The organism is Acinetobacter sp. AKBS16 (assembly GCF_002899995.1).
GTDB classification, from domain to species: Bacteria; Pseudomonadota; Gammaproteobacteria; order Pseudomonadales; family Moraxellaceae; genus Acinetobacter; species Acinetobacter baumannii.
The window spans coordinates 1-15,956 of sequence record NZ_POYH01000007.1; the positions used below are offsets into that span (position 1 = coordinate 1).

11 protein-coding genes and 1 tRNA gene are annotated in these 15,956 nt (G+C 40.2%); 6 read left to right on the forward strand and 6 right to left on the reverse strand.

Going from position 1 to position 15,956, the window contains the following annotated elements:
- Positions 1 to 1,758: catalase/peroxidase HPI (gene katG, locus C1642_RS00820; RefSeq protein ID WP_103235767.1), on the forward strand; the 1,758-nt coding region annotated here is incomplete at its 5' end.
- 65 nt (positions 1,759 to 1,823) lie between these two features.
- Here katG and C1642_RS00825 read toward each other — a convergent pair.
- Positions 1,824 to 2,876 (reverse strand): MBL fold metallo-hydrolase, encoded by a 1,053-nt coding sequence (locus tag C1642_RS00825; protein WP_000653392.1) that lies wholly within the window; start codon positions 2,874 to 2,876, stop codon positions 1,824 to 1,826.
- A gap of 735 nt (positions 2,877 to 3,611) precedes the next feature.
- Between C1642_RS00825 and hcaR the strand changes: the two genes are divergently transcribed.
- On the forward strand, positions 3,612 to 4,511 hold the full coding sequence (hcaR, locus tag C1642_RS00830; RefSeq protein WP_000423241.1) for a DNA-binding transcriptional regulator HcaR: 900 nt from the start codon (positions 3,612 to 3,614) through the stop codon (positions 4,509 to 4,511).
- 263 nt (positions 4,512 to 4,774) lie between these two features.
- Positions 4,775 to 5,452, forward strand: coding sequence for a DUF1345 domain-containing protein (locus C1642_RS00835; protein ID WP_000232918.1), 678 nt, complete (start codon positions 4,775 to 4,777; stop codon positions 5,450 to 5,452).
- A gap of 57 nt (positions 5,453 to 5,509) precedes the next feature.
- Here C1642_RS00835 and C1642_RS00840 read toward each other — a convergent pair whose 3' ends face one another.
- The 4 genes from C1642_RS00840 to C1642_RS00855 all read right to left on the reverse strand — a co-directional run bounded on the left by C1642_RS00840 (position 5,510) and on the right by C1642_RS00855 (position 8,538).
- Entirely contained in the window at positions 5,510 to 6,115 is a 606-nt protein-coding gene (locus tag C1642_RS00840) for a glutathione S-transferase family protein (protein ID WP_000053845.1), read from the reverse strand.
- Between the two features lie 49 nt (positions 6,116 to 6,164).
- Positions 6,165 to 6,860 (reverse strand): helix-turn-helix transcriptional regulator, encoded by a 696-nt coding sequence (locus tag C1642_RS00845; protein WP_103235768.1) that lies wholly within the window; start codon positions 6,858 to 6,860, stop codon positions 6,165 to 6,167.
- Positions 6,861 to 6,934: 74 nt separating this feature from the next.
- Complete coding sequence (locus C1642_RS00850; protein WP_000054126.1) at positions 6,935 to 7,609, reverse strand: HAD-IA family hydrolase; 675 nt, start codon at positions 7,607 to 7,609, stop codon at positions 6,935 to 6,937.
- Positions 7,606 to 8,538 (reverse strand): RluA family pseudouridine synthase, encoded by a 933-nt coding sequence (locus C1642_RS00855; RefSeq protein ID WP_001089412.1) that lies wholly within the window; start codon positions 8,536 to 8,538, stop codon positions 7,606 to 7,608. Before C1642_RS00855 ends, C1642_RS00850 begins: the two co-directional genes overlap by 4 nt.
- 722 nt (positions 8,539 to 9,260) lie before the next feature.
- Between C1642_RS00855 and C1642_RS00865 the strand changes: the two genes are divergently transcribed.
- The 3 genes from C1642_RS00865 to C1642_RS00875 all read left to right on the forward strand — a co-directional run bounded on the left by C1642_RS00865 (position 9,261) and on the right by C1642_RS00875 (position 14,935).
- The gene (locus C1642_RS00865; RefSeq protein WP_103235769.1) at positions 9,261 to 12,593 is read left to right on the forward strand and encodes an Rne/Rng family ribonuclease; all 3,333 of its coding nucleotides are present in this window, start codon (positions 9,261 to 9,263) and stop codon (positions 12,591 to 12,593) included.
- Between the two features lie 192 nt (positions 12,594 to 12,785).
- On the forward strand, positions 12,786 to 14,627 hold the full coding sequence (locus C1642_RS00870) for a long-chain-acyl-CoA synthetase (protein ID WP_103235770.1): 1,842 nt from the start codon (positions 12,786 to 12,788) through the stop codon (positions 14,625 to 14,627).
- Between the two features lie 232 nt (positions 14,628 to 14,859).
- Positions 14,860 to 14,935: transfer RNA gene (locus C1642_RS00875), tRNA-Lys, on the forward strand.
- A gap of 51 nt (positions 14,936 to 14,986) precedes the next feature.
- On the opposite strand, the gene C1642_RS00880 is transcribed toward C1642_RS00875, so the two are convergent.
- Positions 14,987 to 15,883: a LysR family transcriptional regulator gene (locus C1642_RS00880; protein WP_000375499.1), complete on the reverse strand. Its 897-nt coding sequence runs from the start codon at positions 15,881 to 15,883 to the stop codon at positions 14,987 to 14,989.
- Positions 15,884 to 15,956: the final 73 nt, after the last annotated feature.

Consider the following 15,956-nt stretch of genomic DNA (forward strand, 5'->3'; position numbering starts at 1 on the left):
AAAGCACGCCGTTTACTATGGCCAGTTAAACAAAAATACGGTCAAAAAATATCTTGGGCCGATTTATTTATTCTTGCCGGGAACATCGCACTTGAGTCTTCTGGTTTCCGTACCTTTGGTTTTGGTGCCGGTCGTGAAGATGTTTGGGAACCAGACAACGATGTAAACTGGGGCGATGAAAAAGAATGGTTAGCTCATCGTAACTCTGAAGCATTGGCGGGCAGTAATCTTGCTGCAACCGAAATGGGCCTAATTTATGTGAACCCTGAAGGACCACAAGCGAGTGGTGACCCACGCTCAGCAGCACCGTTTATTCGTGCCACTTTCGGCAACATGGCAATGGATGATGAAGAAATTGTTGCCTTGATTGCTGGCGGTCATACTTTAGGTAAAACTCACGGCGCTGCCTCTGCTGACCATGTCCAAGCAGACCCAGAAGGTGCACCAATTGAACAAATGGGCTTTGGTTGGGCAAACAGCTATGGCACAGGTGTCGGTAAAGATGCGATCACTTCAGGTTTAGAAGTTATTTGGTCACAAACGCCAACACAATGGAGCAATTACTTCTTTGAAAACCTCTTCAAATACGAATGGGTACAAGAACGTTCACCTGCTGGCGCAATTCAATGGGTAGCAGCAGATGCTGAAGCCATTATTCCAGATCCTTTCGACCCATCAATTAAACGTAAGCCAACGATGCTTACTACAGATTTGACCTTACGTTTTGACCCTGAGTTTGAAAAGATCTCTCGTCGTTTCCTTAACGATCCACAAGCCTTTGCCAATGCTTTTGCTCGTGCTTGGTTTAAATTAACCCACCGTGATATGGGACCAAAAGCACGTTATTTAGGTCCAGAAGTTCCTGCTGAAGATTTAATTTGGCAAGATCCATTACCTGCTGCTAGCGCTACACCATCTTCTGCAAGCATTGCTGATGCAAAAGCAAAAATCGTTGCTCTAGGGTTATCTGCTGGTGAGTTGGTTTCCCTTGCATGGGCATCTGCATCAACATTCCGTGGTGGAGATAAACGTGGTGGTGCAAACGGTGCACGTATTGCTTTATCACCACAACGTGAGTGGGAAGTAAACAAAAAAGCTGTTGAGACTTTAACTAAAATTGAAGAGCTCAAGGCATCAACCCAATTGTCATTGGCGGATTTAATCGTGTTAGCTGGTAATGTTGGTGTAGAGCAAGCTGCTCAAGCGGCAGGTTTCAATATTACCGTTCCGTTTGCCTCTGGTCGTGTTGATGCATTACAAAATCAAACCGATGTTGAATCATTCCAATTACTGCTCGGTCTTGCTGACGGTTTTAGAAATTGGAAAAAACAGGGAGTCAACACACCAGCTGAAGTCTTATTAATTGATAAAGCACAACAACTGACTTTGACTGCACCAGAGTTAACTGCATTGATTGGTGGTTTACGTGTACTGGGCACTAACTGGGATGGTTCTCAACATGGTGTCTTCACTCAGCAAGTTGGTGTACTCAGCACAGACTTCTTCACAAACTTACTCGACATGTCGAATGTATGGGCACCTGTTGATTCAACAAGTGAAGTATTTGAAGGAAAAGACCGTAAATCAGGCACAGTGAAATTTACCGCAACACGTAATGATTTAGTCTTTGGTTCAAATTCTATCTTACGTGCATTAGCAGAGGTTTATGCTCAGGCGGATGGTAAAGAAAAATTTGTTCAAGACTTTGTTGCTGCATGGACTAAAGTCATGAATCTTGACCGTTTTGACTTAGCTTAATTTAAGCCAAAATAATAAAAAGCCAGTTCAAATTGAACTGGCTTTTTAATACAAAACAATGAGTTTTAAACAGTCAATTTATGCCCTTCTCGAATGCAATAAAAAGGATTAGCAAGCTTTGATGAAGCTTTAATGGCTTGAGCTAATGCATGTTCAGGATCTTCACGCCCCTCATCCGTTAACTGAAAAGTTCGATAGTGAATTGCCACCGACCGATGTGCTTGTAAATCTAGATGCGCATGAACTGCATCTTGCGGATTCATATGAACATAGCTCATTAATTTACGAGGTTCATAAGCTCCGATTGGAAGTAAGGCCACACGCGGCGCACCATAGCGCGTATGAATTTGTTTGAAGTGGCCGGCATAACCGGTATCACCCGCAAAAAAACAATGTCCTGTTTTCGCCAAAACCGAAAAACCGCCCCAAAGTGCCTTATTTTGGTCACGTAAACCCCGCCCCGAGCCATGCTGAGCAGGTGTATAAACAATTCTTAATTCGTGATAAGGAATTTCCTGCCACCAATCCATTTCAATTACATGGAACTCTTTAGGTAAGTAAAATCCGTTGCCAAGCCCTGTATAAATCGGCATAGCAAACTTCTTATGAAGCCACTCAAGCGTTGCTAAATCCATGTGGTCATAATGGTTATGGCTCAACAATACCCCATGAATGGTAGGTAACTGCTCTAAAGCAAAACCCGCTGGGCATACACGGCGTGGACCACGGCCATGTAAAGGACTTGCGTAGTCACACCATACCGGATCGGTAATAAAGTTATAAGGTCCAATTTGAATGAGTACCGTAGCATGCCCTACAAACCAAACTTGCCAATCATCTAAATCCGCATGTGGACGGTTTTGTGGTAATGCAATTGGTGTATTAACACGTACATCATATTCATTCTGAATATCAACATTCCAAGTATAAGACTCACGAGTGACTAACCAACGCAATAACTCTTTCGATCCTCGTGCAGGCGATCTAGGCTGCTGATTATAAAAACGGGTGTCATTTTCATGGCCCAGTTCAGGATGACAAAAAGGTGGTTTTATCCATGTATGCGTCCAACAGGACTGAGTCGGCAATTGATAAGTTAATGTCGGCTTGTCTTTCATGGGCTTATTCTATGGTTGTAGCATCAGGAGGATGAATCATTCAGTTTTCTATCTTAGCGATTTAAATAAATTAAGCTATGACACTTACACTTATTTATCATATAAATATCCCTTTTATTTTTGTCACAGCCGACATAGATCAATCTAAAGTGCCACAAAAAAATGTTTAGATGTGTTGAGTTTGTGATTCCTTAATTACTATTCTTATTAAAAGCTACTGTATAACATAACAATAGAATATAATAAGCAAAGACTTACAACAGAGGTGAGCTAGTTTCTTTGTGGTTAATCTCTTATTTTTAAAACTGCTCAATTTTATCAATTTTGCTTCATATATAAACTATTAAACCAAGCAGCACATGCATTGAAAAAACTAAAAAAATATAGCAAGATGAACCGAAACATTTATTAACAAAATACTCCTTACATATTTTTTGTTAGAAATTAAGATTCTCAATTCTTAAATTAACAATACTTTTTTTCATAATATGAGAAAACTTTAAGTGAATTCCTGAAAAGTAATTTAAATTTCTTTTCTAAATTTAAAATCACTTTGGTTATGAATATGAATTAATATATTTTACAAATTAATAATTAAATAAAATTTCATATTAATTTCATAATGATTTATAAATTTTCATTTATTTTATAAATACCTAAAGCACCTTCACGCTATATAGTTTTATGCTTTATACTTTGCTTAAATCATAGTAAGACATTTTTTGGATTAGTCTTATGGAATTACGCCATCTTCGATATTTCATTACAGTTGCTGAAGAATTAAATTTTAGTAAGGCCGCTCTCAAACTCTATACTGCTCAACCCTCCCTTAGCCAACAAATTAAAGATTTAGAAGAAGATGTCGGGGTACGACTTTTAAACCGCACAAAACGTAAAGTTGAGTTAACAGAAGAAGGTGAAGTATTTTTAGAGCATGCCCGTTTAACGCTTGCTCAAGCTGATAAAGCAGTAGCGATGGCCCGCCAAGTCTCAAAGGCTAAACAACAATTATTACGTATCGGTTTCGTCCCCATCGCAGAAATGAAAATTTTTCCATACGTACTTCCAAATCTGCGCTTACAACACCCTGACCTCACCATTGAATTATCAAGTTTAAATAACGCTGAGCAACTCAAAGCCTTAAAAAGAGGTGAACTCGACATTACGTTTACCCGTGATAATACTGAAAATGATGAAATCCAAAGCCAATTTGTCTTAACAGAACCTTTAATTTTTTTATTACCAAGAAACCATCCACTTGCGAAATATGACCGTATTCCGGTCAAAGCTTTGCATGGTATTGATTTTATTATTCCGGCAGCTGAACAATCTAATACACTACACAATACAATTTTAGAGTTTACTAAAACTCATGGTATTGACCTCAATATTGTACAAAAGGCCGATAGCATTTTACTTAATATAAACTCTATTGGTTCAGGCTTAGGTTGTACTATTTTACCTGCCTATGTCGCGCCTTTAGGGGTTTCTAACACTGTAGTTCGCCCTCTAGATGTCGAATTACCTTCTTTAGATTTATTTGTTAGTTATCGTAAAAACACAGAGTCAGTCGGTGTAAAAAGATTTATTGATCAACTCAACAAAGTATTTCATCTTGATAAAAATCTAGATTAAACACCTTAGGTATATTTACGCTTATTATTAAAGAATAAATGAGTTAGAAAATTTAAATGTATGTATAAATAAATGAAATTAAAATTTATTTAATATCTTTTATCGATTAATTAATTTGAGATAATTTTTATTATATTTTAGATTGTCACACTTAATAAAAACAAAAATGACGATCTAAAGTATAAAGGTTATATAAAACCTAATGTTAAATTAACCAAACAGTAAAAAATATATTTAAGATAACAGCAAGGAGAGTTAACAAGATGGTTGGACTATTTCAGCATTTAGGACGTAGTGTACAAAACCGCCCTCACTTCTTTATTGCTTTAATTTTTGGAGTGGTTGTTGCAAGTTTATTGGCATGGCTCACTTCATGGAAATGGTCTACCATTTTATTAGCAAGCTGGAATGGCTCGATCAGTTTATATTTACTCCATGTCTGGAAACTGATGAGAAGTGCCGACCATTCACAAATGCAACAGCAAGCCAAAAAACAGGACGAAAGTAAATGGGTCATTATGCTCATTGTTTTATTGGCCATCACAATGAGTCTAGTTGCGATTTTGGTACAACTTTCCCAGCTCCCTTCTGGGCATTATGAAAAGTTAGGACATGTAGCGTTAGCTTTACTCACCATTATTTCAGCATGGCTTTTCATGCATACTGTTTTCGCTTTGCATTATGCCCATGACTTTTATATGGCTCTATCCAGAAATGAAGAGAACGGTGGGTTAGACTTCCCGGGTACCGAACATCCGACCTACCCTGACTTCTTATATTTTAGCTATATCATTGGCACCTCAGCACAAACCGCCGATGTTTCAATTACCAACAAACATATGCGTCTTTTAAACTTATTTCATGCTGTATTATCTTTTGGCTTCAACACGACCATTTTAGCGATTTGTATTAACGTTGCTGCTGGCTTTCTTACCAATTAAGACCTTTATTTAAAAACAAAAAAGCCCCATTTAGGGGGCTTTTAAGAATAACTATACTTACAACAGTTGGCCCATACTGCTTTGTTTTAGGCCTTCGCGCTGTTTGATCGTTTCAACATAACGTGCAATAGCTGGGTGCGATTCAATCGTTTTCATTTTTAATTGCCATAATAGCATGGCTCCAACACTTACATCTGCGGCGGTAAATTGTTCACCACATACATACGGATTTGCTTCACTCAGTCCTTGAACTAAAGCTTGATAAGCATCGTTATAATCACCATAACCCACAAACATTTTTTGCTCAGGTGAGATCTCTATTCCTAAAGCTTTATCGACACCAGCAGCTTCCCAAGGACCTGCCATCATAAAGAGCCAACGATAGTACAAACCACGTTTCGGATCATCTAAAGCAGGTGCCAAACCTTTGTCACTAAATTTGTCTGCCAAATATGCACAAATTGCACCTAATTCATAAATAACGACATCGCCATCTACCAATACAGGCACTTTCCCAAATGGGTTAAGCTTTAAATATTCGGGTGATTTCATCTCGGTTCGGTATGCTACTTCAATACGTTCACATTCCACGCCAAGCTCAACCAAAAGCCAGTCTATAACGACACCACGCGATTCATTGTTAGTATAAAGTTTAAGACTCATTCTTATTGCTCCTTGTTTATCGTGATTCCTAGTCTACAAATACCTTTTGTCAGTTTTTGTCAGTAGTCCTTTGCATTTCTTGTTTCCACCATCTTTGAAACAGATGTTTTTTAAATTCAGGATATATTTCCTCACTCATTTGCAAGTCATGAATACGATCTATCCGAAAATGGCGAAAGGCCTGCCGTAATTCACACCAAGCAGCAAGTACAACTTTGTCATGTAAATACCCTAAAGCAAAAGGCCAAAGAGAACGTTGACTTATACGCTTGTGTTCATCGCAATAATCGACTTTGATCTTTACTTGTTTACGAATCGCTAAACGTACTTGTTCTACTAAAGCTTCATCAACCGGATGCCAGTAATGTGTAACACCTAGCGTCATATCATCGATCAAATATTTCCGGTGCTCTGGTAAAACCGCATAAAGTTTGGAATAGATTGAAATAGCTGCCGATTTCATTGCCTGATCTGGAACGTCTTTCAACCACTCTAAAGCTAAAAATAGAGCCTCGGCTTCATTCTCATTAAAAGTAACCGGTGGTAATAAAATGTCTTCTTTAAGCTGAAACCCCAAACCCGCCGATGCATCTATTCTGACACCTTGAGCACGTAAACTATCAATATCACGGTAAATGCTGCGAATACTAATTCCCAAGCGTTCAGCCAAGACTTGAGCAGTAACGGGATAACGAGATTCACGGAGTTGCTGTAAAAGATTTAATAGACGAATAGAGCGGCTCATTTTTTCTCTTCTTATTGTTCTTTAGTTTTAAAAAATAAGGAGGAATAAATTCCTCCTTCTTACATCATTTTAAATTACGCTACGTCCACAGTAGATAACTTTGCATACTCTCTTAAAAAGTTGTGCAGCTCAGGTACATCTTTAGCAATGGTTAAAGGCTGGAACTGTTGTAGAACTTCGACCGAGTGCACTCCATAGCCCACCCCAATACGAGGCATACCTAAACGCTGAGCCATTTCAAGGTCATAACTACTATCACCAATCATAACTGCCTGTTCGACACTTACTCCAGTTACAGTCAAGATTTCTTGTAACATGAGTGGGTCTGGTTTTGAACGGGTTTCATTGGCTGCTCGAGTAACATCAAACAGATGAGTACTCTGTGTTTTTGCAATCACACGGTCTAATCCACGACGGTTTTTACCCGTCGCAACTGCAAGTTTTAAACCTTGAGCTTTTAAGTCATGAAGTAGTTCAGAAATACCTTCAAACCATGCATCATTTGTCGAGTTGGCAATATAGTGATCGCCATATGCTTTTAAAATCGAATCATGCAAATCAGGTACTTCTGGAAATAAGGTCTGCATCACTTCCGGCAAACCTAAACCGATAATACTCTTTGCAGCTTCATCAGTCAGAGTTAACTTATGCTCTTCTGCCGCATGCTGTAAACTTGCAACAATCTGACCAACAGAATTATATAAAGTACCATCCCAGTCAAAAATCACTAATTCGGTTTTCAGACTCATTTTGCTACTCTCAAAGCCTCTAATAACTGGGTCATGTCTTCTGGCAACGGTGCTTCAATCGTTGGATAACCCGGAATATCCAAACGCATGGCATGTAAACACAAACGGCGTGCTTCAGGTCCCGTATATGCAGTGTTATGCCCATATTTATCATCGCCCACCAACGGATGTCCAATACTTAAACCATGTACACGAATTTGATGGGTACGGCCTGATAAAGGAGATGCATGAACTAAAGTGGCATTTTTAAAGCGCTCTGCAACCACCCATTCGGTTTTACTTGGCTTACCTTCTTTAGATACACGTACACGACGTTCGCCATTGGCTAACTCATAACGAAATAAAGGCGCATCAATGAGCTGTTTATCAAGACTCACCTGACCTTTTACAATCGCTGCATAGGTCTTACGAATTTTGTGTTCACGCAACATATCTTGTAGCAGTTTTAAAGTGCTACGCTTCTTACTAATCATAACTAGGCCAGAAGTATCGCGGTCAATACGGTGAATCAGTTCTAAATATTTTTTACCTGTTGCCGCACGTAGTGCCTCAATCAAACCATAAGCCACGCCACTACCGCCATGTACAGCAATACCTGATGGTTTATTTACAACTAATAGTCCTTCATCTTCATAGACCACACGGCTTAATAAACCTTGAGCCACACTGTCGCTTACAGGAACAGCAGTTTCATCTTTTTGTTCATAGCGAATAGGCGCAACACGAATCTGGTCTCCAATTGCAAGTTTGGTCTCGGCTTTAATACGTTTTTTATTCACGCGAACCTGACCTTCACGAATCAAACGATAAATTCGACTCTTTGGCACACCCTTTAAACGTGAAAACAGGAAATTATCGATTCGTTGTCCTGCTTGATGCTCATCCACCTCAAACCAAGTGACACTTTGCCATTGCTGTGTAGAATTCATACTAATATTTAAACCTGAAATTTTACGAAATTTGATTAATAAATGACCGATTAGCTTAGTTTTTTCACAAGAAATCTAAGCTTAGCCCATAGGCAGATGCTGCAAGGTTTGATATAGTCAGCGCACGGATACCACCGTAAGTGAACATCTAAAGGGAAATTTCCCTGATTGAAACCTCAATCAAAATGATGCTTTCATCACCAGCTCGGACAGGTCCTAAAGAATTATGCCGACGCCGAAGGCTTATTATATCGGCAAAATGACAAACTGTTGCGTTTAATTCAGTTTGTTCAAAAAAATATGTTACCAACTCTAGTTGGTTATGGAACGTAAACTGATACACATCAGACAAATCGCTCCTTAATGTTGCCTTCAGGCTAAAGCGTTGATGCATTGGAACTGCCGAAAGCACCGATACGATGAGCATTCCGTATCAAACTTCCAATAAAGAAGTCACTTCGCGCCCAATGACAGTGAAAGTCATTAACCAATGCACCGCTCACCCGCCAGTGAAGCAAAAAGGAATTCCGATTTAAAGGTTGAAGCAGTATTGCCTACATCACAGACGAGAATCGAAGCTAAGGCTAAATGTAGCCGGTAACAGATGACTCAGACCACAAGTATTTTGAGATCTGGGAAATGATCCGTCATGTTCGATGTTCGTTCAGAACCTTTAAGTTTGTTTGGTTTGTTTGTGTGAGTCACTATTAGGTGTCACACCCATGAAACGTATGTTGATTAATGCAACTCATGCCGAAGAAGTTCGCGTTGCACTTATCACTGGTAATCGTCTTTACGATTTTGATTTAGAGAATCGTACCCGAGAACAGAAAAAATCCAATATCTATAAAGGCCATGTCACCCGCGTAGAACCATCTTTAGAAGCTGTTTTTGTTGAATATGGCGCAGGTCGTCAAGGCTTCTTGTCTATGCGTGAAATTGCGAACAGCTATTTTCAGGCAGACCCACGTCAAACTTCAAACATTCGTGAACTTATTACTGAAGGCACAGAGCTTTTAGTTCAGGTTGAAAAGGAAGAACGTGGTAATAAGGGTGCAGCACTTTCTACGTTTATTTCCCTTGCAGGCCGTTATTTAGTTCTTATGCCAAATAACCCGAAAGGTGGTGGTATTAGCCGTCAAATTTCAGGTTCAGTACGTGAAGAATTAAAAGAAATTTTAGCTTCTTTAAATGTACCTCGTGGTATGAGCGTGATTGTTCGTACTGCCGGTATTGGGCGTACTCAAGAAGAATTACAGCTCGATTTACAACACTTGCTTGACCTGTGGGCACAAATTCAAGGTACAGCGAGCTCAGGCCCTTCTCCGATGCTTGTTCATCAAGAAGCGGGTGTAGTAACACGTGCAATTCGTGATTACTTACGTGATGACGTTGCTGAAATCTTAATTGATAGCGAACAGGCTTATAACGAAGCATATAACTTTGTTAAAGCAGTGATGCCTCGCCAATTAGACAAATTAAAAACTTATACTTTAAACGAGCCATTGTTTGCTCATTTTGGTATTGAAAGCCAAATTCAAACTGCTTACGAGCGTGAAGTAAAACTTCCTTCTGGCGGTTCAATTGTGATTGACCAGACTGAAGCTTTAGTTTCAATCGATATTAACTCTGCGAAATCGACTCGTGGACATGATGTTGAAGAAACTGCACTGAATACTAACCTTGAAGCAGCAGAAGAAATTGCTCGCCAGCTTCGTTTACGTGACATTGGCGGTTTAGTTGTTATCGACTTCATCGATATGACTAAAGAACGCAATCAACGTATGGTTGAAGCAAAACTTCGTGAAGCAACACAAAGCGATCGTGCCCGTATCCAGTTCGGTCAATTGTCTCGTTTTGGCTTAATGGAAATGAGCCGCCAACGCTTACGTCCATCGCTTGAAGAAGCAACAGGTTATGTATGCCCTCGCTGTCATGGTACAGGAATGGTTCGTGACTTACGTTCGCTTTCTCTTTCAATTATGCGTAAAGTTGAAGAGATTGCACTTCGTGAACGTCATGGTGAAGTTCAGGTTGAAGTTCCAGTTGAAATTGCAGCCTTCTTGCTTAATGAAAAACGCCATAGTCTGGTGTATTTAGAGCAAACTTCTGGTGTACGTGTAACTGTATTACCACACCCGCACTTAGAAACTCCACATTACGAAATTGCATATAACCCAGATGGCTTTGCTCCATCTAGCTATGAACGTACAGAAGCAACCCGTTCTAGCGAGAAAGAGTTAGGTTATGAGTCTTCTGAATGGCATTTAGAAGAAGCAGATCATGGCCACGCTCATGTAACTGCTACAGCTTCAACTCATGCTGCGGCTCAGAAAAAAGCAAATCATGCAACTCAACCTGTAGCACAACCTTCTGCTCAAAAAGCAGCAAGCCCATGTGCATGGTTAGAAAACCTGTTTGTTCAAAAACAAGCGCAAACAGTTGATCAATCTCGTTCAGCACAAAATGCTGCTGCTGCGATTGAGCAAATGGTGAATACAGGCGCAGTAAGCCGCGGACAGTTCGGTCAAGTAGCCGTACCTGCTGTTGCAGAAGTTGCGCCAGTTCAATCAAATAACGCTTATATTTCACAGTCACCTGTGAAACAAGACGTTCGTGAACATGTTGAAAAAGATGATAAATCTCAACAACAACGTCAGAACAACAAAAAGCGTAAACATAAAGAGCAACGTGAACAACATCACCAATCACATGAACAGCAACATCAAGTTCATGAAGAAGTGGTTCAATTGTCACGCCAAGAACAACGTGAGTTAAAACGTCAGCAAAAACGTCAACAGCAGCAAGATCAGCAACATCAAAATAATGATGTACAACACACTGAAAATGCTGTGCCACGTCGTGACCGTAATAATCAACAACGTCCAAACCGTCCAAATCGCCACCGCGATCCAAGTGTATTAAATGAAAATCAAAATACACCGGTTGTTGTTGATGAAAAACAAATTAAGGTTGATGTGATTGATGCACCTAAGCATGATGTCATGAACACTGCTTTAATCATCAATGTTGATCAAGGTCAAAGTGAGATTGTTGCACTTACACCTGAGCGTCGTCACGTTGAGCGAGTTGAAACGACTTCTACTAAAGTTGCTCAAGAGCCAACTCCAGCTCCTGTTGTAGCCGAGAAAGCTGCTGTAGTTGAAACCAAAGAAGAAGCTCAGCCAAGCCAAGAAGCTGCTCAGCCACAAATCAAACGTGCTAGCAATGACCCTCGTATGCGTCGTCGTCAGCAACGTGAGGCTAAACACGCTAAGGCAGCTACGCCATCTATTGCGCCATCGCAAATTCCAACTTTGGCACAACACACAATCGGTAGTTTAATCCGTCATGTGTATGGTGAAGATTGCACCGTATTGATTGAACAATTTGGTCTAGTCCCAACGTTTAATCGTGCTTTGCAGAAATTTGCAGAACAGTACGCAAGTACGTTAGTAGTTGAAGTTACTGCTGAAACGGAAGAGAAAAAGCCGGTAACTCGTGATGCAGAACTTCCAAGCCACAAACCGGCTGAAGAAGCAGAACCTGCACCAGTACTTCCGCTTACTCCGCCGCAAGCACCAGCTCCACGTGTTGCAAATGACCCGCGTGAGCGTCGTCGTTTAGCAAAACTTGCTGCGGAACAAGCATTTGAGCAAGTGAAACAACAACATTCTGCTCAAGAAGAAGTTGCTACTCCTGCTCCTGTAGCAGAAGAAACCGTTGCTGCTCCAACTGCTGAAACACAAGCAACAGTTGAACCAGCACAACAACCGCTTGAACTTAATCAGTCAACTGAAGTCGTACAACCTGAAGCTGCTCCTGCAGAGGAAAAAGCTACAGAAGAAACAGTAGCTGAAGCTCCTGCGGCAAAGGAACCTGCGCCATCAAAAGCAGCAAGCAAAGCGAAAGCAGCGGCTGAAGAAACAGTAGTTCCGACTGAAGCAACAACTGATGCCGAATCAGAAGACGTTAAGGCAGATAAGGACAAACCGAGTCGCCCTCGTCGCCCTCGTGGCCGTCCGCCAAAAAAAGCTAATCCTGTAGCTGAGTAAGCCATTTGCTCAATTGCAGCTAATTTAAACAAACCTAGTCATTTCGATGACTAGGTTTTTTTTGTTATTTTTAGCCAATTAGGTTGATTGCACTAGAAGAAAAGTTTTAAAAGCATGGTGAACCATGAAAACTATTGGACTTTTTGCCCACACAACCTTTTTTGGATTGATCGAAAAATAAATAGGATTGATATGAGCCAGACAACACAGACCGATATCATTACGCTTGGTGATGTTGCCACAAGACTTCCTAGCTTCATTCCCAAAGTACCCCATATCCTAAATGGTCTTAAACAGGCTTATTTAAGAACTTCAAATACTCCAACAGGTTTGGGTATTGCTTTTGAAAAAGCTGTTAAAAGAAATCCGAAAGGCACGGCATTATTATTTGAAGATCAAAGTTATTCTTATGAAGCTTTAAATGAATGGGCAAACCAGATTTCCCATTACTATCTTTCTCTCGGAGCGCGTAAAGGGGACGTCATTGCTGTAATGATTGAAAACCGCTCTGAGCTGATTGCAACAATTGTTGGTTTAGCCAAAATTGGTGTGACAATTGCACTTGTAAATACATCTCAAGTCGGTAAGGTTCTCGCTCATAGCATCAATCTTGTAAAACCTATTGCCGTTATTGCTGGTGAAGAAGTCCGAGCTGCTATTGATGAAATTCGTCAGGACTTAAATGTACCTAAAGACCGCTTCCACTGGTTCGCAGATCAGGCAACACGTCAAAACTCGGGTACAGCGCCTGAAGGCTATGTCAATCTTGCGGACCAAATTGATCAATTTCCAAAATTCAATCCGTCTACTACCCGCTCTGTCACTGGTAACGATGGTCTGTTCTATATCTACACATCAGGTACAACAGGTTTACCAAAGGCGGTTATTTTCAAACACAGTCGCTGGACATTAGCATATGGCACCTATGGACATATCTTAAACTTAGGAACAGATGACGTCATGTACGTGACCTTACCGCTTTACCATGCAACAGGCGTGGTGGTTTGCTGGTGTGGCGTTATCGCGGGCAGTGCAACACTTGCGATTCGACGTAAATATTCGACTAGCGCATTCTGGAAAGATGTTCAAAAATTTAATGCATCTGCCATTGGGTATGTTGGTGAACTTTGCCGCTACTTGATGGATGCTCCTGTTACCGAGCTTGACCGCAACCATCGTGTAACCAAAATGATTGGTAATGGTATGCGCCCAAATATCTGGGACAAGTTCAAACAACGCTTTGGTGTTAAAGAAGTACTTGAGCTTTATGCATCGAGTGAAGGCAATGTTGGATTTAGTAATATTTTCAACTTTGACAATACGGTTGGCTTCTCTCCTACTCCATATGCCATTATCCAATTCGATAAAGAGAAAAACGAGCCAATACGCGATAAAAATGGCTGGTGCCAGAAAGTAAAAGCAGGTGAAGTTGGCCTACTCATCGGGAAAATTACCAGCCGCTCGCCATTTGATGGTTACACCGACCCTGAAAAGAACAAGTCTGTGATCTGGAAAGATGTCTTCAAGAAAGGCGATTCTTATTTCAACACAGGTGATTTGGTCCGTGACATCGGCTTCCGTCATGCACAGTTCGTTGACCGTCTAGGTGATACTTTCCGATGGAAAGGTGAAAACGTATCAACGACTGAAGTTGAAAACATGGTATGCGAATACGACAAAATTGCCGAAGCTGTCGTTTATGGGGTAGAAATTCCAAATACCAATGGCCGTGCCGGTATGGCAGCGATCACTCTCGCAGATGGTGAAGAGCTAGATGATGCTGATTTAACCGAAATGGTGACCGTATTTAAGAAATGTTTACCTACCTATGCAGTACCTGTATTTTTACGTGTACAAAAAAAGGTCGAAACAACAGGTACATTTAAATATCAGAAGAATAAACTGAAGGAAGAAGCGTTTAATCCAAGCAAAACTTCTGAACGTTTACTCGCTTTATTACCTGGTGCAAGCAGTTATTGTGATATCACAACTGAAATTTTTGACAATATTCAGGCGTATAAATACCGTTTTTAGTTTATTTTTTAGCTAAACAAGAGGAAATCGTGCTTTTTATAAGCAATCATGCAAATGTTTTTAAATTTCCTCTTGTGTTAGTTGAATAACTTGCTAAAATACGCGACATCAAAACGATACAGTGTTTAGAAGTGTTACTTCTCTCTGAGTCAGTTCGAGTTTGATTGCTAAAGAAAATTATAGATTTTCTCCTGCATTCAAGTAAAACAAGGTTTTACTTAATTCTCGCTCAGGGTCGTTAGCTCAGTTGGTAGAGCAGCGGACTTTTAATCCGTTGGTCCCGCGTTCGAGTCGCGGACGACCCACCAATTATCAGTTCGAGAGGCTTTTTTTATTGTTATCCTATTTTCTTTTTATGACTAAAAGATGACGATACATTTGCGATTTAAAACTTCCCCCACCCAATTCATAAAAACTTCTAGTCGCTTTGGAATATAACTCCTGTTGGGATACAAAATATTAAGTGGAAGCGATGGTGCACTGTAAGCACTCAGTACCTCAACTAAAATCCCCTGTTCAATTTTATCCTGAACATCATAATAAGGAAGTTGAATAATTCCCAAACCTGCACAAGCGGCGGCGATATAGGCCTCGGTATTGTTCACACTTAAAGCACTATCCATCATCACAGTTCCACCTTGATATATAAATTCTCCCTGCTTTTCTCCTACAGCTCCTGCGTAATTAATTAATTTATGCTGTTCAAGATCATTTAACTGCTCAGGAATACCATAATCTTGTAAATATTGCGTGCTGGCACAATTCACCATCACCAAATGACCAATAAATCTTGCAATTAAACTACTGTTATCTAGCTCTCCTACCCGAACAACACAGTCAATTCCCTTTTCAATTAAGTCAGTCAGGTCATCAGAACTATTGAGCTGTAAATGAATATCCGGATAACGATGATAAAAATCAGGCAGCTCAGGAATAATCACTTGATGCACAATCCGGCTAGGCATCGAAATTTTTAATGTGCCCCGGTAATGCTGTTTTTGTGTCTGGATCAACTGTTCTAATTGTTCATAATCAAACAACAGGTTTTGGCATTCTGGCAATATTCGTTGGCCATCTTGAGTAAGACTGACTTTACGGGTAGTCCGATGAAATAAGCGTACTCCATAGTGAGTTTCTAACTGTTGAATGGCACTCGTCACTGTCGAGCGAGGTAGATCAAGCTGATTTGCTACCTCACTAAAGCTTTGTCGTTTAGCGACTTCTGTAAAAATATAAAATTGCTGCAACCGATCCATTTTAATTGTTCGTATTTTCTGAATAGTTAAACCAAACTAGCATAATTGATCACAAATTACTGCCAATCTAGAC

What these genes read in the sequence shown, in the direction of transcription:
- C1642_RS00835 (WP_000232918.1), top strand. Translation starts at nt 4,775, where the DNA reads ATGGTTGGACTATTTCAGCATTTAGGACGTAGTGTACAAAACCGCCCT.
- C1642_RS00880 (WP_000375499.1), bottom strand. Translation starts at nt 15,883, where the DNA reads ATGGATCGGTTGCAGCAATTTTATATTTTTACAGAAGTCGCTAAACGA.
- C1642_RS00870 (WP_103235770.1), top strand. Translation starts at nt 12,786, where the DNA reads ATGAGCCAGACAACACAGACCGATATCATTACGCTTGGTGATGTTGCC.
- C1642_RS00850 (WP_000054126.1), bottom strand. Translation starts at nt 7,609, where the DNA reads ATGAGTCTGAAAACCGAATTAGTGATTTTTGACTGGGATGGTACTTTA.
- hcaR (WP_000423241.1), top strand. Translation starts at nt 3,612, where the DNA reads ATGGAATTACGCCATCTTCGATATTTCATTACAGTTGCTGAAGAATTA.
- C1642_RS00840 (WP_000053845.1), bottom strand. Translation starts at nt 6,115, where the DNA reads ATGAGTCTTAAACTTTATACTAACAATGAATCGCGTGGTGTCGTTATA.
- C1642_RS00845 (WP_103235768.1), bottom strand. Translation starts at nt 6,860, where the DNA reads ATGAGCCGCTCTATTCGTCTATTAAATCTTTTACAGCAACTCCGTGAA.
- C1642_RS00855 (WP_001089412.1), bottom strand. Translation starts at nt 8,538, where the DNA reads ATGAATTCTACACAGCAATGGCAAAGTGTCACTTGGTTTGAGGTGGAT.
- C1642_RS00865 (WP_103235769.1), top strand. Translation starts at nt 9,261, where the DNA reads ATGAAACGTATGTTGATTAATGCAACTCATGCCGAAGAAGTTCGCGTT.
- C1642_RS00825 (WP_000653392.1), bottom strand. Translation starts at nt 2,876, where the DNA reads ATGAAAGACAAGCCGACATTAACTTATCAATTGCCGACTCAGTCCTGT.